This window comes from Halopiger aswanensis, from assembly GCF_003610195.1.
Lineage (GTDB): Archaea > Halobacteriota > Halobacteria > Halobacteriales > Natrialbaceae > Halopiger > Halopiger aswanensis.
On the sequence record NZ_RAPO01000012.1, the window covers coordinates 1 to 24,833 of the forward strand.

Consider the following 24,833-nt stretch of genomic DNA (forward strand, 5'->3'; position numbering starts at 1 on the left):
GAGGCACCGATCCAGCCGCTGTGTTCCTGCATCGATTGACCGAGAAACACGATCTCTCCGAAGCTGTATTTCTCGTTGATGGCTACGGCTATCTGACTGCCCTCTCTCGATTAGGGTTAAGCGGTCAGCTCGACTACGTCGAGCGAAACCTAATCGAAAAGTGGTTTCAGACGTTCAAGATGCGGGTTGACCGCTTCCATAATTCGTGGGTGGGCAGTCGGGCGAGCGTCAGGGAATGGCTTGAGCAGTTTGTACATTACTATAACACACAACGACCGCATCAATCACTTAACGGACAGACGCCAGCCGAGGTGCTAAACTAGACAGTGCCCCTTATCAGAGCCTGTTATCGGACGAGATCAGCGATACAGTGTTGCGAGAACTGGCAAGCGATAATCCGGGTTTGCTGAAAGATATTAAACAACACGATGACGTCGTTGAAGACATACAAGAGGAGATCGACGAAGTGTTGGATCGGTTGCAAAGCCGTGTAGAAGGGTTAGTAGTTGAGGAGTCGTTCGCGAACGATGATGGCGAAGAAGTAGATTCAGAGCTTATTGCAAAATGTGTTCTATACGGGTACGAGAGAGTCGATGGGCCGTTGAACCATGAGGTCCTCTGGGAGGAGCATAGTGAGGAGTTCTTAGAATTGAAGGATTCTGAATTGATGAGCGAGCTTCACAGTCAGCGTGACGAATACTTAGATCGCTGTGAATCCCTGAAGACAGAGTTGATAGACTATAAAATCCAGTTACAACGGAAATACGGGATTTCAGAGCAAGATATCCGAGAGTTGGACACTGAGAGCTTGTTTTAACCAAGCTTTCGCAGTTCTCTATTCGTCCATTTTATTCTGGACGCGTTCTTTCCGGCCTTCAAAACCGCCCTTTGTCCCATCATCTAATCCACGGTCAAGTGCCATCTCACAGACCTCGAGAGCCTCTTCATATCGTCCCTGCTTCTCATAGATAATCGCCATCCGCTTGAACGACGGGATATTCGGCAGTTCACCACCGTATTCCTGCTTCCACTCATCTAAGAAGTCATCAACAATCTCGATATCCTCCTTACAGTACTGAATGCACTTCTCGATCGCATCATCACGGTAGTCTCGTTGCTTATAGTATAGATCGATCAGCGAATTATACACGAAATGGCGATCAGTCGGATTGTCGTCCTCAGCCTCTAATGCTTTCAGCAGAACCTTCTCAGCAAAATCATAGTCCTTGCTACTTACTGCAGACGAGCCGACACCCTTGAGATAGCCTTGCTGTGTCTGTGAAGTAGACGTGACCGACTGATCTAACTGGTTGAACTTACCTCCCGTCCCAACTGCCGTGCTGTACTCATACAACTTCTCTTGCTCTTCTTCGGACAACTCTAAGTACCCCCCTTCTAACCCAAGCACCTCCAACAAATCCGGCACCTCCTCACTTGATCGAAAAAGATCAGCAATCTTGTCTATCATTGAGTATAGTACCGGCCCTATAGATCATAAAAGTCCGGTTTAGAACCTCAAAAGCATGAGAATCGCTGAACGCCAGCTCCTGATCTTTTTCCGAGATCGTTGTACGGCATAGGCATCTCGTCTTGGTCAACAGCTCGAGCAAACCGTTCAAGTGCGATACGAGAAAACGAAAATTTCCAATGACGTGATCTTCATTGAAGTTCAGCCTAACTCTTCAGCGATATTGTGAAGAGCTGACTTCAGATCGATCTCCCGATCAGGTACAACAGTGACGAACTCATCTTCTATGTCGTCTCCGTACTTTCCGAGATACAAGCCTCTATTCTTATTGGGGGCAGCTACAAGCTTCAGAAGCAAGTTGGTTCCATAGATACCCGTATCGAGCCAGACCTTCTCGAGATCAGTCCAGTCATCTACAGAGGCTGGATTACTCTCTTTTACTGAGTAAGCGAGACTGTGAACCTTCCCACGATTTCGTCGGTTATTCAGCTCAATTGGTGATATAACTTGTTCAGTTGATCCGTGCTTGTCTTTCCCCAGTTGAAGCACAGTTTCTCCGTCAGGATTTTCGGCAACCCGAATCCACTTTTGTACGCTGCTGTGACTTGCACTTAACCACTCGAAACAGAAGTCGAACGAGTCATCACTCTCTGCCGTAAGGAACCGTCCATATTCCCAAGATTTCTTGAAATCGGGCTTGTATCGATACAAGTACTCTGGTGGAAGTTCTACGCGGGTTTCAACACTGTCCGTTTTCTCGTTTTGAAGCCGTTGAACAGCCTCGTGATATCCCTTCGAAAAGTCGTGTAGGACTGCGTACGGCCATACAGTGAGAACACCGGAGAGATCAACATCGAACCCGTCAAAATCGTCTTCGTAAAGCCAGAGAACGCTATACTCTTCTTTCAGGTATTCTACCGTAACGGCCTCAATATCTTTGTCTTCATGCCGGTACTGAATCTCGATCCCAATCCCCTTTCCTTCAGGGAAGCGTGGGGAGTCAAACTCAACACGGATATCTGCTCGTCGGTTGTTGATTCCTCGTTCCAATTCCACATCGGCATCAGGATACTCTGGATTACCCAACGCAGGATCTTCATCAATGCAAAGTTCGACATCAGCATCAGGGAACTCGCCAGTAAGGTTTGAGTAGGCGATCGACTTCATGCGAAGATGCTCGTCCGATTCACCGCGACACTCGTTATCCTCCGGTGGATGATAGAAATGCCGTACAACAGACCCATCTTTTATTTTCATTCTCCCACCGCATTTCGGACAAACCAGATCAGCACCCTTCTCTACCTGTGGTGGTATCACCCTCGCTCCCTTGTGTTCAGCTACAAACGGCATAGTGATACTATATTGATTTGAGAGACGGTCTAGCTTCAGATAAATCTTCACGACTAACAAGAGGGTTCGGACAAAACTCTTTAATTAGCTATCAGTATTGCTTGGCAATGAGTTTCCTTGCTCTACGAGAATCAGATGGGGCATCTGTTCTACCAGAGGAAGTAGACAATGGTGTAGACGTAGAGTGCCCTACCTGCGGGGAAACAATGCGTGCACGCGGCCCCTCCAAAGATGGGCGGGCCCGGCACTTCTTCCACCGTTCAGATACTGACTGTCCTGGTGGAGAATCAGATGTTCACCGGAAACAGAAATCACTTGCAGTCTCTGCGTTTCGTGTTCGAATGACGGAGTATATTCGTTGCGGATTAGAGGTTGAAGTCGATGTCAGTGATACACGAACTGGGGTAGATACACGTAGGGCAGATGCGCTTCTTGAATTTGAGGACGAACATCAAATCTTCGGCAATGGACTGATTATCGAGGTGCAGTACCGGAATCACAACAAGAACATTCCAGCGACAACCTTCGACTATCTCTCAAAGGGATACAGCATTATTTGGGCGAATCAGGACACCTTCACAGACAACCGGTTTCTGCTCGATGAGGTTATAGTAGATTTCGACAGCTCTGGTCAAACATATCGCCCTGCCGTAACTGAGCCAGAGGATCTTCTTCCACTGGAGCCACCGACTCTGACCGGAACTAAGTACTATTTTGATGAGCGGGCTGATGGGCCGGAAACGCCGGGTATGCGTTCAGAGGACGAGTGTGATCACAGGTGGGTAGAGCAATACGAGTATTGCTATCAGTGTAGTGAGTGTGAGGCAAAGCTGCACGCGAACCCGTCGATCTTTGTGGAAGATGACAGTGTAGAACAGGAATCTAGAGTGAATGAAAACGGAAGTAAGAATATAGGATACGTGATTTCACTGGAGGAGAACTCGTTCGAGGATATTTCTACGTATCATGCTCGAGGTGAGTTGATAGAGATTCGGGGTCGTATCCGTGAGTGTACCGAGTGTGGAACTGAGTATGTGCGTATCATCGGGTGGGATGGCGGAAATCTGTACTCAGCTGGTCGGCTACACGATCACCTTGCAGAGAAACCATATATCTCATATCGAAAAGTGAACGGGCAGTGGAAGATGTGTTGCCCTAATTGTGGAGACGTAGAGTGGTACCGGTGGTCTGAACAGAGTGATTTATACTACTCATCATCACAGATAGACACCATTTGGATTCCAGAAGACGAACAAATCGTTTTCTAAATCATGTCCTGCTGACCTAGAAGAACTGCAAGGGCTTGTTGATACGTCAAATATCGATGGATCACCCAAAGTATTCGACGTCCCGTAGGGAGCGGCCTGATCCAGATACCTATTCACACTACTGAGGTTACTATACCTCAGAAAAGGACTATCCTTCCTGAGTCACGCCACTCTCGGCAAGAGACATTCCAAACTCGGAAAGCCGATATCGGTAAGCAGCATTACGGAAGATGACTCGCCCATAGTTATCCCCTTTGTCAATGTCTTCACTCTCTTCGATCGCATCGACGGCTCGGTTCAGTTTTGTCAATTGGTCACCGTCACGGAGATAGGACGCAACGTCATCTGAGGGAACATCGAATTCTTCGGCCAAGATGGATCGGATCGTTCGACCAGCGCCATCCGCGATAACCACTCGGTCTCCCGGTTGGCCGTCATCCATCGGTATGATCCGGTCATCCATATGGTCGATGAGACGCTCGATTTCCTCGTCGACTGTTTCCTCAACCTCCCCGTTAATGATCTGATCTCGCCGTTCACTGATCACGTATGTCGACGGACCAGGTGGCTGGAATTCCTCAAGGATATCAAGATCGACAAGATAGTTCAGCACCGTTCCCGACGAATACTCGAAAGCCAGCCGTTCCGCAATCTCGCTTCGAGTTAAACCATCGTGATCAGGTCCGATCTCGTCCTCATACAGAGCAGTAGCTACAGCAACTTGGTCAGCAACACTCTGGGTGTTTGCCTTCTGATCCCGGATATATGCCTCGAGAGCGTCACTACCAGTCAGTTCCTCGTCTGTCTCGGCATCTCTTGGGCGAGGAGCCTGTGCGTATTTCTCGATCTCATCCGTCGTTTCCAGCATCTCAAACATATCCTGCAGCGTACCCTCTGCCCCAAGCAACCCCATCTCTTCCAACAGATCGCGACCGATATCCGTGAGACCGTAGAAACGCCACGGCAAATCGCGTTTACGCTCGTCTTTCGGGAGCGTACACTCCTCTACGATATCGTGCTCGATCAGCACCTTAAGATGTTCGCGGATCGTACTCTTGCTCTTGCTCGGATTCACATAATCGAGTTCTTTGAGCGTGGGAAGCTGCTGCGGATGAGAAAGAATATTCTGGATGAGGACAAACCGCGTCTGTTGGGTAAGGACATTCAGGCGCTGTCGCTGGTTTTCAACCGTACTGTCGATTGCATCGGTCGTATCGGGCTGATCCCGATGCGTCGTGTTGTGTGCCATTGTTAGGGTGGACAGCTACAGTCGATCATGTACCTGCTGTAGCTATCGCTGGGTAGTCGTAATCCCCTCCTTGGTGTTGGACGGGATTAACGGAATGCCGGTCTGGAACGGGCAATCCAACCGGTATCAGTCGATGCTGGTTGTAGTGTTGTGTTCACACTAGCGTATAGTCGCCGGCAGTATAAACGCTTCGGCGGTAACCATATTGGTTTAGACCGTTATGGTCGAAAGGGTTTTAATTCGAGCACGCGAATGGGTTGGTAATGTCGGACAGCTCCTCGGAGAGCGACCTCGAGGCCCGAGCTCAACGGCATCACTACCGGTCGTTAACGCCGGAGGAGTACGAGGGCCTCACCCACTTCCGAGCCGACTGGGCGGATATCGCTGCAGAGGCTAATAACCGATTTTTCATTTTGGGGAGTTTCGCCGAGGATGATGTTGACCGAGTAAACGAACTCAAAGCCCATATCAACCGAGAAACGGGTGATGGCGCCGTTGCTTACAGGATGGATGACTTCCTTCCCGAGATTGACCTAACCCTCCATCCGATTCTCAAATTCAAGCTGATCGCGGACGACTCACATCATATCCTCGGAGTCTGTGAGCACGATCAGGGCGGCGCACTTATCGAACACGGGCTCTTGATCGAATCACGGTCGTATATCGACAAAACTCACATCCTAAAGCGATCTTATCCACCTGAGCGCGAGAAAGAACGCTACAGCTGGATGCAAACCTTCGGTGTCTTCGAGATATTCGAGTACTACGATCAGCTCCACGAGTGGGAGACAGTTTCAGAATACGAACATCAGATAGAAGACCTCGTCGAGCAGCTTCTGTGAGGTAGCTACTGAGGAAGAGGGAAGCGAGGTAGAAGACCAGCTACTCAGTAACTGGTCCTTTGTAGTCTCAGTCAAGATGACGGTACTCAAGTAGGTGTCGACCTTCAAAAAGCCAACCGGAAATGATTGTAGAGCATCAGATGTGGACATTCATCAACTCTATATGTTTTTCGTAGTAGTAGTTTTTCCTTCAACTCCGTCCGAACCTCCTAAGCAGCCGGCTAATCAAATGCCAGTATGGCTGCTGTTGAAATCTATATTTGGGACGTGGAGCGGGGGGATGCGATTTTTATTAAGGGGCCAGAACGTAACGCGGTTATTGATCTCGGTCAGCACGCGAATGGGTTTTCACCCAGTCGCCACATCCATACACAACATGGAATCGACTCGGTTGATTATCTAGTACTCACGCATCCAGATGAAGATCACATCGAAGACCTCCCCGAGTTTTCATCGTACTTTTCACCCGAAGTGATTGCCCGTCGTAACGAAGCAGACAAGTACATCAGTCGGCGGAAAAACGACCTCTATCCCGATCGTTCACACTATCAGTCAGTAACGGAAGCGTATCTGACACTCACCGACACATACGATAAACAAGCAACCTTTTCACCGAGTGATCCCTCTTGGAACGGAGGTCTGACGTTCACTCATCACATTCTTCCGTTAGAAGAGGCCGGAACGACACCGATCAACGAGTTGAACAGGGGAGAGACAGTGAACCTGAATAATCTAAGCATTTTGACGGTCCTTGAATATGGATCATTTAAGCTCGTTACTGCGGGCGATCTCGAACAGAAGGCAATCGAAACTCTTCTGCAACAGTCTTCTGTCCGTGATGACCTTCGCGATACGAATGTTCTCATTGCACCTCACCACGGTCGTGAGAGCAGTTATACTCCGAAATTATTTCAATATATGACGCCTGAGTTAGTCGCGATTTCGGATGCAAAAGCTGGATCGACGAATGCCAGCCAAAAATATAGTGCGCAGGCAACTGGTGCTACCGTTTCTCGACGATCTGGAACAACCACGGATCGAAATGTTGTCACGACGCGTCAGGATGGTGTGATCTATCTCGGAATTGATGACGGAGCGTACCGAATCCGTATTGATTGATCGTCTTCGATACTCGTAAAATTTGACCCAGTATTTATAATGCACTGGCTGCAAATGTCAATTAATGGTATCCCCACTCGATCTGACGCTGGACACTGAGATAGGTAATGGCTCCGAGTTTCAGACCATAGTTCCCACTGCTGAACCGGACCAAAATAGCCTCTTCGGCGGTCTGGAAGATTCCTCATCGTCTACATCTACGTCTGAGCAGCAGTCTCAGCAACCTTCGTTAGGGGAGGCTATAGGAGGCGCTATCGTATTGATCGGGGCAACGTGGCTTGCTGGTGAGGTTCTTGGGGAAGTCTTTGGCTCTAGTGCAGACCTCACCACTGTTGAACAGCAAATTCTCGCGTCGGCATAACCACTTCTGGGGCCCGGTAAATACTCTTGAAACATTGGCTCAGCAGTTCATATGAGATAATATATGAGATCTCGGCATATTTGCAAGAATAGGTATGGCTTTTGCACGAAGCTTCCGAGCGCTGGGATTTTATGACGTCATCACGAATCTCGTTCCAGGCGCACTCTGGATCGGTACTCTCATCCTTCTACTCCCAGTTCGAGAGGTGATACAGGGTTTTCCTAGTGAGGTGGTTGTTGGTGGATTTCTTACCCTGGCATACGTGACTGGACATCTACTTCAGGCGCTGGGCAGCTGGGCTGATTCTCCTACAACATTCGGTGATACTCTCACTGCAATTCAAAATGAGACGACAGCTACGGCACCGATCACAGTCACACACGTTGAAAGATCGTTTTTCACGTTATGTGAGCAGCGTTTTTCGCTGCCGTCGAATTTCGACCATTATGGGAAGCTTCTGAAGATGGTTTTGAGTTACCTGGAGACCACGCCCTATACGCGAGCCCTTCGCTTTCAGTCAGTCTATTCATTTCATCGGAGTATGTGGGCTGCGTCCTGGTCTCTGCTCGTAGTGCTCGCTATTTTAGGTGGCCTTAGCGTTCTGGGGCACTCTCTTCTTCCCTCTAATACCATACTTGGCGGTGTTACTATTGCTGCACTTGTCGGCGTTGTTGTCTTTTGGAATCGTAAAAATAAGTTTGACAAGATCTTTGTAAAGTATCTGTTCGTCGACTTTTATAATGCACAGAAATCGACCGTATCTGGAGATTCTGGTCCCGGGAGCTAAGCTAATCGGTAGTCACATTCTCCACTGTGGACCAATGCCGACATTTTGCTCCTGACGCTATCTATATGGAAGTAGTACCGGAACTCAAGGTTGGGAACGTTATCGGAATGATCTCCTACCAGCAGGGACTCGATACTCGGTCTCGGGATCTGGGTCGCGCTGCCTCCGACTATAAGAAAGATGAACTTACTATGATACTCACACTAGTCCCATAGTCCTCGTATCTTTAGTCGCTTGCCGGGAACGATCGACTCGTATATATTCTGCAATTGGGCGTAGTTGTCTTCAGATTCTGCCCTGTATTCGTTCGTGAGAACAACGGGGTTGTTCACTGCCCCCTAGCTGTCGATCTTCTCGACGTCTCGAAAATCTCTATCGCCTTTGTGAGCAGCTCCTCGACCGTGTGGGTGGTCTCGTTCGCGTTCAGAACGGAAGCAACGATGATGGCGCAGGAAAACAGGCTACCCGTCGTACTGGAAGTCACGGTGTTCGTTATCGATGGGTGCAGGATTCCCTATCTCTTCTGCAAGGCTTTGGAGTTCAGATATCGTCATACTATCTACAGGTTCGCTAGTTCGCATCCGTAACTCCCTCACTAGATTTTCTCGATTGGCAGGTACCCAATTGTCGCCGAAGTAGTATCCAAAGATCTCTTCGGTCCAATAATTGTCCTCCACATCATCACGAGTTGCCTCAAAGTGATCAAGCCTACTTCTAACATGGCCTTCAGATACGTCAGCGTCGATATTATTGGTGACTGCCTCTGCGTCAAACCAGTCATCAGGATTTGCTTGGAGAAAGTCGATGATCTCCGAGTCTATGGGCGCCATAGTGTCATATTGAAGACTGTTATTTAAATATCTTTGAGTACCAGAGTGAAAGTGAAAGTGGAAATATTCGAGTAACTGGATTGTAATTTGAGATTCTAACCACAAATCTTCAGAATATACCTGCTGTGTATAAGACAATAGTAACGCAGGGAAAATAGTGGAAAACAATTAAGTTTAGGTAGTGCCTTTGTTGGAGTAGGTCATTGGGAATGCGAAGGTGTCCGGTGACGCCCGGCTCACAGCACCGTCGACGCCTGCTTCTCGAACAGCGCCCGGTCTCACGCCGAGGAACTGCCACCTGTAGTGATCGTGAACACGCCACACTACACAATGAGTACCAGCGATTCCGACGACTCTGACCGACTCGAACAGTATATCCGCGACGAGAAGGGCCACCTTCCCAGCTGTGAGAGCATGATCGCGCTCGCGAATTGGCTCTACGCGAACGAGTATTTCGAGACCAACGATCGCGAAATCCCCACGAGTGACCTCAGAGACATCCTCAACGATCGGCTCGAACACGGGGTCGATACGGTCCTCGACCATCTCGAAGAAATCAGCGTCATCGCTGAGGTCTCGCAAGGTGGTGGGCAATTCATTTTGCACGAACGGACGGGAGAGCCGTTCTTCGACCCGAACAACAGGGAGATGATCCCCCTCCTTGAAGAGGAGATCTCGAGGTTCCTCGAGGACCTCCATGAGCAGGAAAGCCAAGCGCTGGAATCCAAAGATGCTGGCGACGATGAGGCTCAATCAATCGCTGACGGTGGAGAACCCGAAGACGTTGATTCGGATATGACCGACGAGACAGAGGCTGGCGACGAGGAGGATACAGACAGCGCGCCGACAACGCTTCGCTCAGTCGCTGCAGATGCATTAGACGTCGAACTCGTGGTCGAGGACGCGCTCATGAACCCCACGGACCACATCGAGCGGATGGTCCGATTTGACGACGTGGTCACGGCCGTCATCGAGAGCGACGAAGTAAGTCGGGGGCAGGCGTACGAGCCGATGGGGTGGCGCAACACTGCCAACAAGTGGGTGCTGACGACGACAGCGAAAGCACGCAAAGAGAACGAATCGTTGACGTAATCGGCTGACACCAGCAAACAGTGTCGATTCGCTACCTTTGTTCTCGAGAAGTTCCACACCGATTGGCAGATCAACTACCGTCCTGGTAGTTTCAGAAAGTCGAGACCGATCAGTTGTTCTACGACCCCACAAGCACTGCGGGCACGAGGTGTACGGCGAGGTTGCGGGACGATGAACGGCCGAGGACCTTCAGGAAAAGACGGCTATCGTTGGCCAACCGAATCAAATATAGCTATATCTGGTTGAAACTATCCCGTCTCAGCACCATATGACACAAATGTTATATTCTTTGTCTTTATAATTCATACTTAGCTATGTCGTCATATCCATCTGAAAATTCACTCGTGGTGAACGCAACACACCAAATACTGACTCGTATCCGTGGGCCGTATAATCAGACGACAGCAATCGCACCAACACGATATCAGGAACACCAGGCTGGTGGAGGATACGACGTTGAACTCCCGTTAGCGATGCGACTTCTATTCCAGTATAAAGCACCCAAGGCAGAACCAAACAGAGGTGTTCGATTCAAACTCGATACTCAGCAGATCACAACACTTGCAACCCGGGAGCCAAGTGAAGTCGCTTACTATGCATGTCCTGTCGTTGACTCTAACAATCAATTATCGAATGCGCTGACGGAGTGCTATTTTATCGATGCACAGGCGATCGAAGCTGGATCTTCTCAGCTCTACATTCCGACTGATTATCCCAATTCACCTGTACAGGCGAAATTCAAGGATTCCTCTGACAAATCTGGGTGGGCTGGAGATCCAGTGAACTACTACGAAATCCCGCATACAGCTGTCAAGACGTGGGATGACATAAGAAACGGCATCGAATCACGGAACATTGGTATGGTCATTCGTAGGAGCGGATCAACAACGGCGTCATACGACGTTTTCGTGGATCGGTTACAGGACCTCTGGGCCCTCCACGATGATACTCTTGAACAAGTCCGAACCGACGGAGGTGAACCGAATGAAAATGGCGAACAGCGAATTGAGCGCCTTGTCTCGTTTGCACGGTTTCAACATCTTCAACTATTTGAAGAATCTGACGTAGAACTGCCCGATATCGAACGTCATGAACGCCATCTACGAGATACTCTCGAAGGCTATCAAACTGTTCGACGACCCGATGTTCACGGAATCGGGCGAGCACAGGAGCTTGTCGCTCAATCTGGTAGCACAGGTTGGAATCAAGCACTCCCACTCGGAAGTCAGTCCTGAATCAGTTCATCGAGCGAGCAGTGCTTCAGATTTCGCAATAAGCGCATATATGGAACGGCTGCTTTACTGATTTCGACGTGAAACAACGAAGTCGTCATGGTGTACTAATCCTCTGTATACCGCAGGTCGCTCTTGACAGTGGTTCGGTAGTTCGATCAGGCCTTACTGAATAGATGGCGTGTATCTTGCACGGGGTCAGTTCGATACTACTTCTATACCTGCTTTTATCTGATGCCGATAAATCGCTGAAAAGCCTGCCAAAAGGAGAGCTCCCCCAACGGGTAATCGAGGAGCTCCACTGATTTCATCAGGGATGCGTGTCGATCCCGACGCTTCTCTTGAGCATCCGGATTAAGAGTATCATCCATCTCTAAATCAGAGTGCTCAATCTGTTTCAGACGAGACAGCTCAGTCAAGATATTCTCTAGTACCCGCCTTTCTCTATCATTGAGTAGCATTGTCGTCTCGCTATACGATTCGAGAAGTTGCTCGTGGAGTTGCCATATGAATGAATCCTCAATCATACACTGCTCAAAAATAATCTGGTGGTTCGTTCTCTCTAGCCATCCGATGAGGTTGTTCAGCTGATCGATCTTTTCTTTCCTATTCCTGTAATAAACGAGGAACTGCCCGCTCAAGACACCAGAGACGGCACCGAAGAACACTACGGAAAGCTCAAACGCGAGAGACTGTAGTACCATAGCAGATAGTTCGATACGCCCCGTTCATTATTGTTTATCTTGATAAGATGCTGATTGACGGTGAGAATACAATAGTTCGAGGCACTGCTGACGACAACCCACTGAATCCACCCTCTATATTCAGCAGGTGACTTTTGGCAAGTTTCAGATATATCAATAGCCACTTCGGTAACAGCTTGTCCTGTACCTGCCATTAGAGGCACTGAACAATTGTTATGTGTTTTCACTCGAGGGCTGGACCATGACGCGGAGTGCTACATCGGTTGCATTCCCAAACGGGTACTGATGAAACTGGAGAATTTGACGCAGTATCACGTCCGTTGAAGACATGAATGGTCTCTGCTTCGTAGTAGCGACAATTGAGTCGCGTCTTTCGTGGAATACTCGGTTCTGGTTGCGTGGTTTGATTTGATCGGGAAGCTTAGTGTAGCGCAAGTGCGGGGACGAACCACCGATGTGGATCCTCGAGCCCAGACAATTTCTCGCGGTCGTCAATCGCATCTCCCCACTCGTCGTACAAAATCGGAACGTCGCTACCTGAAATCGAGAAAAGGATTGAATCGATTAGTCAGGACCCTCTGAACCACCGTCCAATTCTGTTATCTCCGTTCTTACCGTCGCGATCCCATAATCGATACTCATAGATAACGCTCCGGAGCTGTCGGCAAGCATCAGTCGCTCGCTGTGCGAGTTCGTCTTCGCTTGAGGGGCGAAGTAGTCGAGTGTACCACTCACAGGCGTCGGCGGCGAGTTCGAGCCATGCGACTCGAGTGGTGACGTGGCCGTGATGACGGCCAGCCATCCAGATCGTTGTAATCGTCTCAAGTCGGTCACCGACTGTCTCGCCGCCACAGACCGCCAACCACTCGGTGCGCAGTTCGCACGCCGAGACGACTGTGTTGCAGAGTTCGGTATCCACCTCGAGGATGACATGATGGTGCTGGATCTGCTGGATCTCGAGGATTATGCATCGATGTCGTTGATAGTGAGTTAAATCTGATCCTGATGCGATACCGCACAGGCTCTCGAGCAATAGACTGTCGACGTCCGATTTTCACAGGCTGGATTCAGACACGTGTTGCTCGAGTTTCTGAATCGATGGGATTGTCGCTGTATCATGGGTTCCACGCAGACACGGTTTCGACCGCGCCTGCGCCCATCTCAGGCGCACAAAAACTGAGGAGCGACGGAAGTGACCTACGCGTCGTTTCTGCGGATGTTGTAGCTATCGAGACTGTGATTACCTGGGTCACTTAGGCGTGTGTTTTCTCGATAGCTCCGGGTTTCGAGTTCCTAATCCCCGTACGTTTTGGAGTGGTGTTTTTAACGGAGTAGGGAGACATAAAATATGATGGCAGACGACGAAGCGCTGGAAAACCACTATCGATTTACACCATCTATTGATTTATATTCTGTACTCGAGGCACTCGAGATCGAACACCTCGAGGTCTCTCCACGGCGTACAATCGCTATTTTCTCTCAATCGATACTGAATATCGAAGTGAGCGCCGGCCAGCTATCCGATGCGCGAATGATACGAATTGAGATATTGGATTATCCAACAGGAGCGGCTACTGATCCGGAAACACGGCTTGAGAGAGTCGCTGACAGTCTCGCAGATGCTACATTAGCTGATATACAACTTTCTGAGAGTAACCAAATGAGATAAAACTATTTACTAGTCCAGTTCCCACCCACAAGAAATGGCGACCGGCAGGGAGTATCTGCCTAAACCCCGTGTTTTCGGCGTTTTTCACGGCAGTGTAAGAGGATGGCTGGCTCTTGCCTTATGTTTTGAATTACATAATTACGACGTCGTAATAACACATAAGACACATCGGATTCCGTCTAATGGGTCCTACAACCCTAGACACCACTATTTCCGGATCTATCCCATCGAAACATAGCTGAAATTAGCATTATTGGGAGTTTTGACAACAGTGAAAGGACCGGATACATAGCAACCTTAGCGTCCATCGTTTCCGAACGGAAGTTATCGCGGAGGGTATCACCCTCTCCGTGATTTCCGAAGCTTCGTGTCATCTGTGAGTACCGGTTAGAAATCACCCCTCCACTGTTTCCGGAGCTTTTCCTAACGGCCGATCTCGAAGACCCTCACTCCACCGTTTCCGGAGCTACCCGCGGAAAAGGAAGGGAGCAGCCAAGACAAGCGCCATGAATCACCGTAATGATTTTCGTTTCCAGCTTCATGATGCACTTCTCTAAACACATCTAGTTCTAGATCTTTATTCCTAGGTCTAGTACGGTTATTGTTTTAACTTCATTTACTTAATTCTTTCCTCTGTTATAGAGTGGTCTGAGACTCTTCTTAGAGATGTTCCCAATAGCTTCGGAAACAGTGGAGTGAGTGTGTTTTATAAAGAATAGAGCTTAGGAAATGGTGGTGTGGGATGTGTTTATATAATATATAGCTTCGGACGCTTCGGAAGCTAAGGAAGCGGTGGTTTTATCATGTCATGGTGAGTGGCAATCTCGCATGGGGATGTTTCAACGAGATCGTCAGGTATTCGCTGACGCTGAACCCCTTGACGACTCTTATGAGCCTGAAGATATTCGTGAGCGGGATACTGAATTAGAAAAGTACCAGCGAGCACTTCAACCAATCATCGATAACCGGCCGACATCAAACATCTTTCTGTACGGCAAAACAGGAACAGGAAAGACTGTTGCGACGAAGTTTATGCTGTCGCATTTGGAAACCGATGCAGCGGAATACGATGATGTCGATCTATCGACTGTTTGGGTTAGCTGTGAGAATCTTTCTTCATCTTACCAGGTCGCTGTCGCTCTCGTTAATGAACTTCGTGCAAATCTGGAGAAAGACCGCATTAGTACTACGGGCTACTCTCAACAGCGAGTTTTTGACCTTCTGTACGAAGAACTTGACGCGCTCGGTGGTACTGTCGTGGTTGTCCTCGACGAGATCGATAATATTGGGGATTCTGATGACATTCTCTATGGGCTTCCTCGAGCACGGTCGAACGGATATGTTGACGATGTCCGCCCAGTGATCATCGGTATTAGCAACGACTTCCAGTTCCGAGATAATCTCTCACCGAAAGTCAAGGATACACTCGCAGAAAAAGAGATTCTCTTCCCTCCCTACGACGCGAACCAATTGCGCTCGATTCTCCAACCACGTGCTGAGAAAGCGTTCCATGATGATGTCTTGTCAGATGATGTTGTCCCGCTTTGTGCAGCGTTTGCTGCCCAAGATACGGGCTCAGCTCGCCAGGCGATTCGACTACTTCGCGAGGCTGGCGAACTTGCACAAGCCAATGACTCCGATACTGTATCCGAAGAGGACGTCCGAGACGCTCAGGACGAACTCGAAAAGAACCAGCTCTATGAAGGAATGCAGGAACTTACGACACAGGGACATGCCGTACTCTGTGCGCTTGCATATCATCAAGCGGCCGGTGACATTCCTGTCCGCTCTCGTGACCTCTATAATCGCTACGTGAAGATTTGCGACCGGCTTGATGCTGATAGTGTGAGCGAACGGCGTGTCCGCGATCACCTGTCGGATATGAATATGCTTGGGCTCATCAACGTCTATGAGCGGAACGAGGGACTCTCTGCTGGTCGATATCACGAGTACGAACTTGATGTCCCATTGAAAGCGGTTCTTGAGGTTCTCCTCTCAACAACTCGCTTCAAAGAGCTTGCAGACATTATTCAATCAACGGCTAATGATAACAACCTACTTCAGTCGGACATCTTCGACTACTGAAGCCGGTTTTTGAAACAAGGATATTCAGCAGCCGGGATCTGTATTGCTGAAAGCTTCGGAAACGGTGGAGGGGGTTTGGATAGCTGGTTGTAGGAGGGACTTCGGAAAGCTACGAGTTAACCTGAACTCAGGAGTCTTGTGTTGCCTTCCCATTGATGATATCGGTAGTGCTCATGCACTCTCGACAGCCGTGAACCTCCCCGTTGTTGTCTCCGAAAACACGGCGGTACCGGGCGGTGACATGTGCTCCACAGTTCTGGCACTTAGGCATTAGACAGCTACTGAAAAAACAGGATTCAATCACCTTGTAGTTTTATTCTCAAAAGAGAATTTCAACTTGGCCCGTTATTCTCGGGCTGTTCAAGCAGTTTGGCGATTGTTACGAACGCATCGAATTTCGGTGGCGAACCCTGCACTTGAATAACCTCCTGATCACGACGATACTGGATGAATTCTACCTCCGCAGTCTTCGGAAGATGGGTATGCTGTAGATCCACCACGATCTCATCGAACTTCTCCCACGAATCCTCTTCCGGTGGATCATCCTCCCAATCAGCAATCGTCCCTACAAGCTCCTCAATGGGTACAGGACCGTCCTTCTCATACAGATAGTATAGAGCATATCGCCTGCGTTCGTCGCTGAGCAACTCGAATATCGTGTCTAATGATACCATGTGTTGTAAAGAGCCGTACTGTTGATTTAGCCTCATCGCTTATTCTAACTTCTAACCCTTTTCACACCGGTAATTTCGTGAAATGATCGTTCTAATGTTCGTAATGTTCTAATGGGTGAAGAGAGAGGTACACCATAATGATATACGAGCATCTGGACTCGGACCTGGTGAACGAACTGCTCGGTGATGGGCGTGCAAGTCTTCGAAGCCTCGCGGAGGAACTGGACGTCTCGGTAACCACTGTCTCGAACCATCTCTCCGACTTGGAGGAAGAAGGTGTTATCGAGGGGTACACGCCAATCATCGACTACGACGCGGTCGGGTATGATGTTACAGCGATCATGCAGCTGAAAGCTGAGGGCAGCGCCCTACCTGAGATCACGGAAACGCTGCAGGATCACGAGCAGATGATCTCAGTTTACGAGGTTACGGGCGACTATGACGTGATCGCCATCGGCAAGTTCAAAGACACGGATGATATGAACGATCAGATCAAATAGCTGCTGACCGATCCTGACATCAAGGCTTCGAACACCAGCGTCGTCCTCAACAAGGTTGCGGAGAATGAGCAGTTCGAACTGGAAACCGAAGACAGCTAACCACGTATACTACGTCGCCTACAACTGGTAGAATCTCGGTTTCTAGTCTACGGGTTCTGTAGACTTTCTTCTAGCTTGATCTCCTGCTCGAGTTCTCCCTTCTCTCGCTTTAGGTCTTAAACTCGAGTAAGTGCGGATCGGGCACTGACTCTTGTACCAGTTTCGCTGCAGCCCTGAACTGAATCCGGCCACATTTTCCCGTTTCCAGCATTACCTCCGCCAGACTAGTTCTCATCTAAAGAATATACGGCTTGATCACTGAAATCCGTATTCGCCAAACACTGGCTCGAATCCCCTATCGAGAATCTGCTCTACTACTGTAGCGAACGCGTCGCGATTTTCTGGATCCTCAACGAGCGATCGAAACGTACTCTCGAAGTGATGCCCATGCGAGGGACGCTCCGTACTCGAGGTGTCGTGGGCGGCTTCGTGCAGCAACACTAGATAGAGGTCGTGCATCCACACGGCGCGCTGCCGACTCGTTACAGCCGAGTCAGTGATCACGATATATGTCCGACCATCAGTCCACGCATCGGCACTTGCCTCTCCGTAGTACACGTCGCGATCGATTCCCAACTCCTCTGCCAACACTCGAGCGAACGAGAGATACCGTCGCTGATCGGCGTTCAATTGCGACTCATCGTCGATTCGCCGATAGCCAGTCCAGACTCCTTCTGATTTAGCCTGCTCACCGACATCGAATGTCGGCGGGAGTTCAATCGAGGTCTCTTCGTCAGCGGCAATTTCGCGAAGCCGTTGCGTCGCTGAATCACTCGTATCGAGGACGACGTAACCACGCTCGACGAGTTTGTCCGCCCCTTTCTCAGCGCCCTCGGCCCAGCCGATCTTCGGAGCGGCCTGGATCTCCTCGAGACTAATATGGGACTCCGTCGCTAGCTGAAACAGTTGCCGGTCGGCCCACTGTTCTCCCCTTGCTGACTCGGACGCTATTGCCTCGAGCATGACTTCTCGACTCTCGGCTGTGAGCCGATCATCGGAGACGCTCTCGTAGAGTTCGTCACGGGCCTGCTCGAGTGTATCCTCGATCCGCTGCCAGCGATCACAGCCGGATTGGATATCGTTGCGCGCAAAGTTCAGCGTCAGATTGCCCTTTGAGACGACGACACCGCCGAGTCCGTACTCACGCTTGGTCGTTACGTACAACCCGTTACTGTAGATATCAAGACCGTCGTGTGGCGCATACTCGAGTGCGAGGATCGCCTCCTCGGTATCACGGGTAAGCGACGGGTGGGGCGAGTTCGTGACCGCCTCAAGTGGATCACCCTCGTCAACCGATTCCCCGTTGATCACGACCGAGACGCCCGTTCGTGACTGAACGTACGCGAAGCGCTTGCGAAGATCGCGAACGTAGCGCCGCCATCGATAGCTATCCGGATCAGGAACCTCGGCCTCGTAGTGATCGATCTCGACGAGGACGCCCTCGAGTGAGTGGTCAGTATCCACGAGTTGTCCATCGCGACCGCTGACGTCTGCCCACGGTCCTGCGTGACGCTGATCTCGATAGTCGAAGTGAAGTGCGGTGTCGTGGCTCCAAATTCGGACGGCGCCTTTCGCGATGATTGCGCCCTTTCCGATGCCCCATTCTCCAATCGTCTCGTCGTCTGATCGTTGCTTGCTTCCTGCGCCGAGGACCGACAAGTTACGTCGTCCTTCAGTTGACTCGAGGTCAACGCCAGCGCCATCATCGAGGATAATCGATCGCTCAGGCGAGATACTGACCAGAACGCGAGACGAACCAGGACTGTCAATCCCGTTTTGAACTGCTTCCCGGATCGCGTCGGTAAGATCCGCCATCTGATCTTCGATCAGGTACGTTGCAACCCGCTCGTCAGCGGTCATCGTCACTGTCTCTTCTGTCCGTGTCTCTGTCGTCCTCGAGTCGTCTGCGTCGTCGCTCGCGAACTCCGACAGGGGCAAATGCTCTGTCATGGTGTCCACCCCTGTGGCACCGCACAAACCGCACCGAAGAGCTGCTCAAACGGCTCTGTTGAAAATCGTAGGGTAGTGGGGGTTGTGATGTAGAGGTGCTGCCTGGGCGCGGCCGGAAGTTGAGTTTTCAGTCGAAACGCGGTGATGAATGGGAAGCCCTCCGTTGTTCTGCTCAGCCTTGTTCTGGTGCTTGTTGGACAATCGCAAACCAAAATTCCTCTACTTCTTGGACGAAGTCAACGAAATCCTCAGGCTTAATTGGTTTCTTTATGTATGTATCTGCATCAAGGCCGTGTGATTGTACGATCTCTTTTTCTGCGTCAGAACCTGTGAGTACAACAACGGGGATATCACTTAATTCGGGATCGTTTTTCAATTCTTGTAGGACTTCTCTGCCGCTTTTCCCGGGTAGTTGAGGTTCGAGTAGAATGATGTCTGGACAGGGTTTGTCAGCATACTCTCCTCGTTGATGGACGTAGTCAAGCGCTGATTCGCCATCAGTGACACTGTGAATAGTATTCAGGACCTTTGCATTTCTGAAATTCTCTTCGAATAGACGAGTATCGCCACGATTGGGTTCGACGAGAAGAATATCGATTGGCTCGCCTAGTTGCTCGTCTGCTGAAGCCATCTACCCCGGTTATTGTATCCGGAGGTAAAACAGCGATGGCAGTGTTATTGAACTGTCTCTGATCCCTACTGATCGGTGGTTTTTCAGACTGAGGTAGTGCTGGCGCACCACCCGTAACTGGGCAGGAACAATGAGCTGGAAGCAAGATAATTAGTGCGGCCCCTATCATTACATTGGCCAACCATGTGTTGGTATGTATGGGGGATGACTACTCGTCGGACGACGCAAGAACTGATGCATCAGATGATGCGTTGTCGAACACAGATGAGGACGAAATCCCGCTCTCACCGAGCATCGTGTTCGGGATTTTAGCGGACAAACAGGATCGATTCGTTCTGTATCTGCTCAAGGAGCGTGGTGGGACGATCGCACTGGACGAGTTAGCCACTGCTGTCGCGGCGTGGGAGAATGAGACGCGCCCGGAATTGATCACGAAAGAGATGGAGGATCGGATGCAGACACAGCTTTATCACGCCAGTATCCCGAAGCTCGCTGAATACGGGCTCGTAGTGACGCAGGAGTCAGAAGCGGTGACGCTTACTGAGCGAGGTGAGCAACTGGATGAGTATCTCGAGTTCGCCAAGGAGCGAGAGCGCCGGGATGTTCAGCAGTTTCTCGCCCAGAATCAGCGTGACCATGATCGGTGAGTCGTTCTCTGTCTTTGGGTGGGTGTGCCGTCTCATACCTATAGTATTGGTGAGTGGGTTTAACTGAAGAGAACTGTTACGCTCACTTACTTCCAGTTCCGGAAGGGGGGATTATACATACGGTGACTGAAAATACCGATTCAGATCAGATACTACTAGTAGAGGATAACCCGGGGGATGTCCGATTGATTCGAGAGGCTTTTCGAGATGCCGAATTCCACGCAGTCATTCATACTGCTATCGATGGTGTCGAAGCCATCGAGTTCTTGACAGACGAGGAGTCTCCGTGTCCAGATCTGGTGTTGTTAGATTTGAATCTACCACGCAAAGATGGGTTTGATGTGTTAGAGGAGATTCGTAATGACCCTGAGCTACAGCGTGTGCCGGTGCTTGTACTGACGAGCTCGACGGCGAGAGAGGATGTCGTTTCGAGTTATGAGGAACAGGCGAATGCGTACTTGACGAAGCCTAACAATCCTGAAGAGTTCATGGAGTTAGCGCAGGCGGTGGAGGAGTTCTGGATTGATCATGTTCGATTGCCGCCTTGTCCGTGAATACATTGGTTCGATGATCGATTTCTATCCGATATCGAATGAGTGATGGTTATTCTATGAATATTGATTTTAATTGAATATATGGCTCCTCAATGACATATATGTGACGTCTGTTCGACAATTCCATTATTTTCTTCAATAGGGATATTCGACGGCATGTTATGCAGGATTCTAATCCTGTGGTCAGAGTAGTAAACGCGGTGGCTGATCGTGAGGGTGTGGATCCTGTCGAATTGACTCCGCCGCTTCATTCTGTGATTGATACTGACGCACTTGACGCGTTGTTCCAGTCCCCCTCTCAACAGGATCGTAGTAAGGTCTGTGTTGAATTCCGGTATAAGGGCTATCTGGTTCGGGTTACTGGTTCTGATGAGGTAGAGGTGGTTGATTATTCTTTACGAGCTGATACAGATTTAGAAATTTGAATGACGTTAGAAGGAGTATGAGTACATTTATCAGAATACGTTAAAAGAATCAGGTATGTACGATCTCACGGGGTTCCAGCGTGACTTGTTGTACGTGATTGCTGGACAGGACGAGCCACATGGGCTGGCGATCAAGGACGAGCTTGAGGAGTACTACGAGAAGGAGATCCACCATGGGCGATTGTACCCGAATCTCGACACGCTCGTGGACAAGGGCCTTGTCGAGAAAGGACAGGAGGACCGGCGAACGAATTTTTACACGCTGACGCGGCGCGGTACGCGTGAGATCGAAGCACGGCGGGAATGGGAGAATCAGTACGTCGATCTTGATTGACTGTTGAGAGTGGGTTTTCAGCCAGAGCGGAGGGGGTGGTGGGTGACGTCCCTCTGACACGCTGTTGTGATCCAATCCCCGGTGTGGTGTTTTTGCTCGATCAATCTATAGATGTCGGCTATTCCCAGCTGCGACGAGAGAGGTTCTCGCCGAGTGATGCCTTATTTGGTAGGTTCTGGGATAATTGAATAGGTTTGTTAGCATATGTCTCCTGATGGGGTAGATGGAGAGGATGGTGAATTGTTGGAGGCCCTTCCGCTGTCGCTTGACGCGATTCTGGATATACTGGCGAACGAACGCCGCCGCGCTCTGCTGGAATAATTGTGGGATCAGTCTGACGGGATTGGTTCCTTCGAAGGGGCTACTGAGCATACGCTGTTGAGATTAGGGCAGAAACAGGGGGTTCAGCCGAATCATGATGATGTCCAAGTTGACCCTCAGCATCATCATCTCCCGAAAATGGCGGATGCTGGTGTGATCGATTACGATGTGAGGAGTCAAAAGATAGAGTATCGAGAGGATGGACGGCTTGAGGAAGCGTATGATCGGGTGAGTAATCTCGGTATCAAGTAAGGGGTTGAGTTGTGTTCCGAGAGTAGTGAGTGGGGATGACTGGTGGTACGGAAGTGAGGGTTAGTCGGACAGATCTGTCGAAGATGGATTGTGTACTAATATGAGTGCAGGTTAATGTGCAGGCTACCACTCTGTTCGAGCGGCCGAACGTCACCTATTGGTCGGTGGCTGATGGCATGGTTCTAGAGAATTTGGACCGTGGACATCATCGTTATCATCGATGTGAATAAGCTAGTAGAGCTACACGTCGCAATTGCTGCACGTACTTAGAAACCGTCTCCTGGAGGGCATCAATCCAGACTGTCGTTCAGAGTGTATAATAAGTTGGCGAAGAGGGTTGCTCTGTCTCTACTGATCCCTCCTGTCTGCGCTCTTGAACCGTCGCTCTCCGAGATATGCAATCTGTCCCGAGCAAATCAGATTTCATCCTGTGTCGAAAGCCCGGTGACCGATTCGCGTCCTGTATTCAGCACGCTGCTGAAACCTATCACCGATTGCGGGTTTCAACAAGGTGACTCAACCGTGTCCACGTGCTGCGATAGTTCTCTTCCTGCGGACTCGAGAAGTGAAACGGTCCCTGTCGTCTGTAGTACAGCACCGCACTACCGTCTCGAGTGACCGGTCGATCGGAACTCACGACCAGTTAGGACTGGCAGATATCACTGTATAGGGACCGCGTTTGGGCATGACTCACCGGCTACCACTAGAATCCTGATTCCGTCACTGTACCGGCACCGATCAGAAGAACTAGTCAGTATCCTAACGCTCTTTAGGATTGATTGAGTAACTAACAGACGCGCACGAAAGTGCGCTGAGCCGGAGTACGCGCCTCCAAGCAAGCACTCCGGCTCCCACACGCCCCCGCGTAGCGGGAGCAATCCATCGTTCGAATTGGCGAAATAAAGATGTGCCGACGTCTCGTTGGATTTGTGGCAACGGTGCTGGTTCCTCTCGTTGGATTGTATTCTGCGACGCTGGGGCCTACAACTGAAGAACCATGGTCCTGAATATCACCATTCATTGCGATTGTAGCACTGCCATCGATACAACCCGTCTAGCAGTTCAGTCACATATCCGGACTGCGAATGAGGGTCACTGGAACGACCATCGAACTGCCGACTACTCACGATCTCGCCTATGATGCATCCGACTCTGACCACGGTACTCGAACAGATAACGGTTCATGAGGACTGTGACCGAACGGCGCTTCCACCGCTGTACGAGGCTGTCGATCCCGAGGCCGTCACCTCGCTGCTCGAGTCAAATACAGACGTCGTTGTCCGCTTTGACTACGTTGGCTATCGAGTTGCGGTCGGTCCCGACTCTCACGAGATGACGGTGATCGACGAGGACTCGTGACGGCCTCTTGAGGCGGTTGTCGAACAACCACTCACTGTCCTTTCCTCGAGTCCAGAAAATCAAAGTCACCTGGAGACGGGCACTGTGCAGGCATGACCACTCGTAGGAAAACAATCAGTTGTCTATGGACTCGCTTTCCTCGAGGACTGCAACGACGTTCTCCTGCTGAACGTGAACACGTCGATAGTGGACTACGCCGCCGTCAGTATAGAGTCGCTCCTGCTCGAGCGTCTTGCGGTTGCGATCGTCGTCGACGATGCCGTGCGAGCGGAAGACGTAGGCCTGGGTCGTGCCGTCCGCAAAGTGCGTCGCTCGGATCGCCCACTCGTCGCCCCAGCGCTCACGGGCCAGCTGCTCGAGACGCTCGAGAGTTTCCTTACGTCGGTCGAGTTCATGGGTTTCGTCAGCCATCGTCGATTACATCCGCGATCGGATCGGTATTATCGAAGCCAATTCCGTACTCTTCGTGGAGTTCGTCGATGCAACTGTCGCAGAGACGAACCTCTGCCGTCTCGCCGGTCTCGACATTGACGACCTTGTTCGACGTCGCGAAAATGAGCGAGTCGCATCGTTCGCAGGTTGGGTGCTCTGGTTCAGGGTCAGCCATCGATTTCAACCTCGGTTTCTGTCACTGTAGTTCCTCGCTCCCGCAGGTAGGCCATCTGAAAGCGGGCGTACTCTTCCTCACGACTGCCTCGAGTCGCCAGCAGGTGCGCTTAGGCGTACCCGAGTGGTCGCATGACCCGACCGACGCGCTGGGCCCCTTGTCGGCGTAAGCCGTCGAGCATCGACGCGATGTCGACAATGTTCGACGCGTGGACGATCTCGCGTTACCGGTCAAGGTCCTCGAGGTTCTGGTCGTCGCAATCGAACTGCTTCCCGAGGACAACGTCGTAGATTAATTGACTGGGCGACTGCGCCCAATACGGCACATCCCGACAGTCACGACGATATCGCTGATCGTCGATCACGTCGGCACACCTCTATCGAAATGATCGAGTGCCATCTGCTCCGGGCCCGGCGCCTCAGGG

Annotated in this window: 29 protein-coding genes and 1 pseudogene; 19 read left to right on the forward strand and 11 right to left on the reverse strand. The window is 50.4% G+C overall.

Translation table 11 applies throughout. From position 1 onward, the window contains the following. Together ATJ93_RS22940 and ATJ93_RS22945 are read left to right on the forward strand one after the other, a co-directional pair. Positions 1-323 (forward strand): integrase core domain-containing protein (locus ATJ93_RS22940; RefSeq protein ID WP_120246977.1); only part of this gene is annotated, 323 nt, incomplete at its 5' end. A gap of 47 nt (positions 324-370) precedes the next feature. After that, complete coding sequence (locus ATJ93_RS22945) at positions 371-817, forward strand: hypothetical protein (protein WP_120246978.1); 447 nt, start codon at positions 371-373, stop codon at positions 815-817. Positions 818-835: 18 nt separating this feature from the next. Here ATJ93_RS22945 and ATJ93_RS22950 read toward each other — a convergent pair whose 3' ends face one another. Together ATJ93_RS22950 and ATJ93_RS22955 are read right to left on the reverse strand one after the other, a co-directional pair. Continuing rightward, complete coding sequence (locus ATJ93_RS22950) at positions 836-1,468, reverse strand: tetratricopeptide repeat protein (RefSeq protein WP_120246979.1); 633 nt, start codon at positions 1,466-1,468, stop codon at positions 836-838. Positions 1,469-1,669: 201 nt separating this feature from the next. Further along, on the reverse strand, positions 1,670-2,818 hold the full coding sequence (locus ATJ93_RS22955) for a competence protein CoiA family protein (RefSeq protein ID WP_245977819.1): 1,149 nt from the start codon (positions 2,816-2,818) through the stop codon (positions 1,670-1,672). Positions 2,819-2,925: 107 nt separating this feature from the next. On the opposite strand from ATJ93_RS22955, the gene ATJ93_RS23345 reads away from it, so the two are divergent. Beyond that, positions 2,926-4,086, forward strand: a complete 1,161-nt coding sequence (locus ATJ93_RS23345) for a competence protein CoiA family protein (RefSeq protein WP_147376694.1) — start codon at positions 2,926-2,928, stop codon at positions 4,084-4,086. Between the two features lie 148 nt (positions 4,087-4,234). On the opposite strand, the gene ATJ93_RS24270 is transcribed toward ATJ93_RS23345, so the two are convergent. After that, on the reverse strand, positions 4,235-5,335 hold the full coding sequence (locus tag ATJ93_RS24270) for a helix-turn-helix domain-containing protein (RefSeq protein WP_245977821.1): 1,101 nt from the start codon (positions 5,333-5,335) through the stop codon (positions 4,235-4,237). Positions 5,336-5,598: 263 nt separating this feature from the next. Here ATJ93_RS24270 and ATJ93_RS22970 point away from each other — a divergent pair, with 263 nt between their 5' ends. The 4 genes from ATJ93_RS22970 (at position 5,599) to ATJ93_RS23355 (ending at position 8,444) form a co-directional block, all read left to right on the forward strand. Next, complete coding sequence (locus ATJ93_RS22970) at positions 5,599-6,177, forward strand: hypothetical protein (RefSeq protein ID WP_120246981.1); 579 nt, start codon at positions 5,599-5,601, stop codon at positions 6,175-6,177. A 237-nt stretch (positions 6,178-6,414) separates the two neighbouring features. Continuing rightward, entirely contained in the window at positions 6,415-7,296 is an 882-nt protein-coding gene (locus tag ATJ93_RS22975) for a ComEC/Rec2 family competence protein (protein ID WP_120246982.1), read from the forward strand. Positions 7,297-7,360: 64 nt separating this feature from the next. After that, positions 7,361-7,657, forward strand: a complete 297-nt coding sequence (locus ATJ93_RS23350) for a hypothetical protein (RefSeq protein ID WP_147376695.1) — start codon at positions 7,361-7,363, stop codon at positions 7,655-7,657. Between the two features lie 94 nt (positions 7,658-7,751). Continuing rightward, positions 7,752-8,444: a hypothetical protein gene (locus ATJ93_RS23355; protein ID WP_147376696.1), complete on the forward strand. Its 693-nt coding sequence runs from the start codon at positions 7,752-7,754 to the stop codon at positions 8,442-8,444. Between the two features lie 461 nt (positions 8,445-8,905). Here the strand turns inward: ATJ93_RS23355 and ATJ93_RS23360 are convergent, their stop codons facing one another. After that, complete coding sequence (locus ATJ93_RS23360) at positions 8,906-9,274, reverse strand: hypothetical protein (protein ID WP_147376697.1); 369 nt, start codon at positions 9,272-9,274, stop codon at positions 8,906-8,908. A gap of 303 nt (positions 9,275-9,577) precedes the next feature. On the opposite strand from ATJ93_RS23360, the gene ATJ93_RS22990 reads away from it, so the two are divergent. Further along, positions 9,578-10,366 (forward strand): hypothetical protein, encoded by a 789-nt coding sequence (locus tag ATJ93_RS22990; protein ID WP_147376698.1) that lies wholly within the window; start codon positions 9,578-9,580, stop codon positions 10,364-10,366. A gap of 314 nt (positions 10,367-10,680) precedes the next feature. Next, complete coding sequence (locus tag ATJ93_RS23365; RefSeq protein ID WP_170155642.1) at positions 10,681-11,601, forward strand: hypothetical protein; 921 nt, start codon at positions 10,681-10,683, stop codon at positions 11,599-11,601. A gap of 224 nt (positions 11,602-11,825) precedes the next feature. Here ATJ93_RS23365 and ATJ93_RS23000 read toward each other — a convergent pair whose 3' ends face one another. After that, complete coding sequence (locus tag ATJ93_RS23000; RefSeq protein ID WP_120246987.1) at positions 11,826-12,302, reverse strand: hypothetical protein; 477 nt, start codon at positions 12,300-12,302, stop codon at positions 11,826-11,828. Positions 12,303-13,089: 787 nt separating this feature from the next. Between ATJ93_RS23000 and ATJ93_RS23870 the strand changes: the two genes are divergently transcribed. The 3 genes from ATJ93_RS23870 (at position 13,090) to ATJ93_RS23010 (ending at position 16,056) form a co-directional block, all read left to right on the forward strand. Further along, positions 13,090-13,296 carry a hypothetical protein gene (locus tag ATJ93_RS23870; protein WP_170155643.1) on the forward strand — a complete coding sequence of 69 codons (207 nt, stop codon included), beginning with the start codon at positions 13,090-13,092 and terminating at the stop codon, positions 13,294-13,296. Positions 13,297-13,653: 357 nt separating this feature from the next. Then, the gene (locus ATJ93_RS23370; protein WP_147376700.1) at positions 13,654-13,971 is read left to right on the forward strand and encodes a hypothetical protein; all 318 of its coding nucleotides are present in this window, start codon (positions 13,654-13,656) and stop codon (positions 13,969-13,971) included. 828 nt (positions 13,972-14,799) lie between these two features. After that, positions 14,800-16,056, forward strand: a complete 1,257-nt coding sequence (locus ATJ93_RS23010) for a Cdc6/Cdc18 family protein (RefSeq protein ID WP_120246988.1) — start codon at positions 14,800-14,802, stop codon at positions 16,054-16,056. 127 nt (positions 16,057-16,183) lie between these two features. Here ATJ93_RS23010 and ATJ93_RS24710 read toward each other — a convergent pair whose 3' ends face one another. Beyond that, positions 16,184-16,327: a DUF7563 family protein gene (locus ATJ93_RS24710; RefSeq protein ID WP_449405103.1), complete on the reverse strand. Its 144-nt coding sequence runs from the start codon at positions 16,325-16,327 to the stop codon at positions 16,184-16,186. Between the two features lie 61 nt (positions 16,328-16,388). Further along, the gene (locus ATJ93_RS23015; protein ID WP_120246998.1) at positions 16,389-16,730 is read right to left on the reverse strand and encodes a DUF7344 domain-containing protein; all 342 of its coding nucleotides are present in this window, start codon (positions 16,728-16,730) and stop codon (positions 16,389-16,391) included. A gap of 137 nt (positions 16,731-16,867) precedes the next feature. Between ATJ93_RS23015 and lrp the strand changes: the two are divergent. After that, positions 16,868-17,329, forward strand: a pseudogene (gene lrp, locus ATJ93_RS23020) (HTH-type transcriptional regulator Lrp). A 255-nt stretch (positions 17,330-17,584) separates the two neighbouring features. Here the strand turns inward: lrp and ATJ93_RS23025 are convergent. Both ATJ93_RS23025 and ATJ93_RS23030 read right to left on the reverse strand, forming a co-directional pair. Further along, positions 17,585-19,279 carry a sensor histidine kinase gene (locus ATJ93_RS23025; protein ID WP_120246989.1) on the reverse strand — a complete coding sequence of 565 codons (1,695 nt, stop codon included), beginning with the start codon at positions 19,277-19,279 and terminating at the stop codon, positions 17,585-17,587. Positions 19,280-19,451: 172 nt separating this feature from the next. Further along, positions 19,452-19,910 carry a response regulator gene (locus ATJ93_RS23030; RefSeq protein ID WP_120246990.1) on the reverse strand — a complete coding sequence of 153 codons (459 nt, stop codon included), beginning with the start codon at positions 19,908-19,910 and terminating at the stop codon, positions 19,452-19,454. Positions 19,911-20,107: 197 nt separating this feature from the next. Between ATJ93_RS23030 and ATJ93_RS23035 the strand changes: the two genes are divergently transcribed. The 6 genes from ATJ93_RS23035 to ATJ93_RS23055 all read left to right on the forward strand — a co-directional run bounded on the left by ATJ93_RS23035 (position 20,108) and on the right by ATJ93_RS23055 (position 23,802). Continuing rightward, on the forward strand, positions 20,108-20,557 hold the full coding sequence (locus ATJ93_RS23035; protein WP_120246991.1) for a DUF7344 domain-containing protein: 450 nt from the start codon (positions 20,108-20,110) through the stop codon (positions 20,555-20,557). Positions 20,558-20,679: 122 nt separating this feature from the next. Further along, entirely contained in the window at positions 20,680-21,111 is a 432-nt protein-coding gene (locus tag ATJ93_RS23040; RefSeq protein WP_245977823.1) for a response regulator, read from the forward strand. A 161-nt stretch (positions 21,112-21,272) separates the two neighbouring features. Beyond that, entirely contained in the window at positions 21,273-21,536 is a 264-nt protein-coding gene (locus ATJ93_RS23045; protein ID WP_120246992.1) for a HalOD1 output domain-containing protein, read from the forward strand. Between the two features lie 55 nt (positions 21,537-21,591). Continuing rightward, positions 21,592-21,870, forward strand: coding sequence for a PadR family transcriptional regulator (locus ATJ93_RS23050; protein WP_120246993.1), 279 nt, complete (start codon positions 21,592-21,594; stop codon positions 21,868-21,870). A gap of 378 nt (positions 21,871-22,248) precedes the next feature. Continuing rightward, on the forward strand, positions 22,249-22,443 hold the full coding sequence (locus ATJ93_RS24715) for a DUF7344 domain-containing protein (protein ID WP_449405104.1): 195 nt from the start codon (positions 22,249-22,251) through the stop codon (positions 22,441-22,443). Between the two features lie 1,140 nt (positions 22,444-23,583). Further along, positions 23,584-23,802 (forward strand): HalOD1 output domain-containing protein, encoded by a 219-nt coding sequence (locus ATJ93_RS23055; RefSeq protein ID WP_120247000.1) that lies wholly within the window; start codon positions 23,584-23,586, stop codon positions 23,800-23,802. A 114-nt stretch (positions 23,803-23,916) separates the two neighbouring features. Here the strand turns inward: ATJ93_RS23055 and ATJ93_RS23060 are convergent, their stop codons facing one another. Next, positions 23,917-24,213, reverse strand: a complete 297-nt coding sequence (locus ATJ93_RS23060) for a hypothetical protein (RefSeq protein ID WP_120246994.1) — start codon at positions 24,211-24,213, stop codon at positions 23,917-23,919. Then, a complete protein-coding gene (locus tag ATJ93_RS23065; RefSeq protein WP_120246995.1) occupies positions 24,206-24,409 on the reverse strand; it encodes a hypothetical protein in 204 nt (67 codons plus the stop codon). Before ATJ93_RS23065 ends, ATJ93_RS23060 begins: the two co-directional genes overlap by 8 nt. Positions 24,410-24,833: the final 424 nt, after the last annotated feature.

Excerpts from the sequence above, each read along its gene's own strand:
- ATJ93_RS22950 (WP_120246979.1), bottom strand. The coding sequence starts at position 1,468 with ATGATAGACAAGATTGCTGATCTTTTTCGATCAAGTGAGGAGGTGCCG.
- ATJ93_RS22955 (WP_245977819.1), bottom strand. The coding sequence starts at position 2,818 with ATGCCGTTTGTAGCTGAACACAAGGGAGCGAGGGTGATACCACCACAG.
- ATJ93_RS23345 (WP_147376694.1), top strand. The coding sequence starts at position 2,926 with ATGAGTTTCCTTGCTCTACGAGAATCAGATGGGGCATCTGTTCTACCA.
- ATJ93_RS24270 (WP_245977821.1), bottom strand. The coding sequence starts at position 5,335 with ATGGCACACAACACGACGCATCGGGATCAGCCCGATACGACCGATGCA.
- ATJ93_RS22970 (WP_120246981.1), top strand. The coding sequence starts at position 5,599 with ATGTCGGACAGCTCCTCGGAGAGCGACCTCGAGGCCCGAGCTCAACGG.
- ATJ93_RS22975 (WP_120246982.1), top strand. The coding sequence starts at position 6,415 with ATGGCTGCTGTTGAAATCTATATTTGGGACGTGGAGCGGGGGGATGCG.
- ATJ93_RS23350 (WP_147376695.1), top strand. The coding sequence starts at position 7,361 with ATGGTATCCCCACTCGATCTGACGCTGGACACTGAGATAGGTAATGGC.
- ATJ93_RS23355 (WP_147376696.1), top strand. The coding sequence starts at position 7,752 with ATGGCTTTTGCACGAAGCTTCCGAGCGCTGGGATTTTATGACGTCATC.
- ATJ93_RS23360 (WP_147376697.1), bottom strand. The coding sequence starts at position 9,274 with ATGGCGCCCATAGACTCGGAGATCATCGACTTTCTCCAAGCAAATCCT.
- ATJ93_RS23365 (WP_170155642.1), top strand. The coding sequence starts at position 10,681 with ATGTCGTCATATCCATCTGAAAATTCACTCGTGGTGAACGCAACACAC.
- ATJ93_RS23000 (WP_120246987.1), bottom strand. The coding sequence starts at position 12,302 with ATGGTACTACAGTCTCTCGCGTTTGAGCTTTCCGTAGTGTTCTTCGGT.
- ATJ93_RS23870 (WP_170155643.1), top strand. The coding sequence starts at position 13,090 with ATGACGGCCAGCCATCCAGATCGTTGTAATCGTCTCAAGTCGGTCACC.
- ATJ93_RS23370 (WP_147376700.1), top strand. The coding sequence starts at position 13,654 with ATGGCAGACGACGAAGCGCTGGAAAACCACTATCGATTTACACCATCT.
- ATJ93_RS23010 (WP_120246988.1), top strand. The coding sequence starts at position 14,800 with ATGGGGATGTTTCAACGAGATCGTCAGGTATTCGCTGACGCTGAACCC.
- ATJ93_RS24710 (WP_449405103.1), bottom strand. The coding sequence starts at position 16,327 with ATGCCTAAGTGCCAGAACTGTGGAGCACATGTCACCGCCCGGTACCGC.
- ATJ93_RS23015 (WP_120246998.1), bottom strand. The coding sequence starts at position 16,730 with ATGGTATCATTAGACACGATATTCGAGTTGCTCAGCGACGAACGCAGG.
- ATJ93_RS23025 (WP_120246989.1), bottom strand. The coding sequence starts at position 19,279 with ATGACAGAGCATTTGCCCCTGTCGGAGTTCGCGAGCGACGACGCAGAC.
- ATJ93_RS23030 (WP_120246990.1), bottom strand. The coding sequence starts at position 19,910 with ATGGCTTCAGCAGACGAGCAACTAGGCGAGCCAATCGATATTCTTCTC.
- ATJ93_RS23035 (WP_120246991.1), top strand. The coding sequence starts at position 20,108 with ATGGGGGATGACTACTCGTCGGACGACGCAAGAACTGATGCATCAGAT.
- ATJ93_RS23045 (WP_120246992.1), top strand. The coding sequence starts at position 21,273 with ATGCAGGATTCTAATCCTGTGGTCAGAGTAGTAAACGCGGTGGCTGAT.
- ATJ93_RS23050 (WP_120246993.1), top strand. The coding sequence starts at position 21,592 with ATGTACGATCTCACGGGGTTCCAGCGTGACTTGTTGTACGTGATTGCT.
- ATJ93_RS23055 (WP_120247000.1), top strand. The coding sequence starts at position 23,584 with ATGCATCCGACTCTGACCACGGTACTCGAACAGATAACGGTTCATGAG.
- ATJ93_RS23060 (WP_120246994.1), bottom strand. The coding sequence starts at position 24,213 with ATGGCTGACGAAACCCATGAACTCGACCGACGTAAGGAAACTCTCGAG.
- ATJ93_RS23065 (WP_120246995.1), bottom strand. The coding sequence starts at position 24,409 with ATGGCTGACCCTGAACCAGAGCACCCAACCTGCGAACGATGCGACTCG.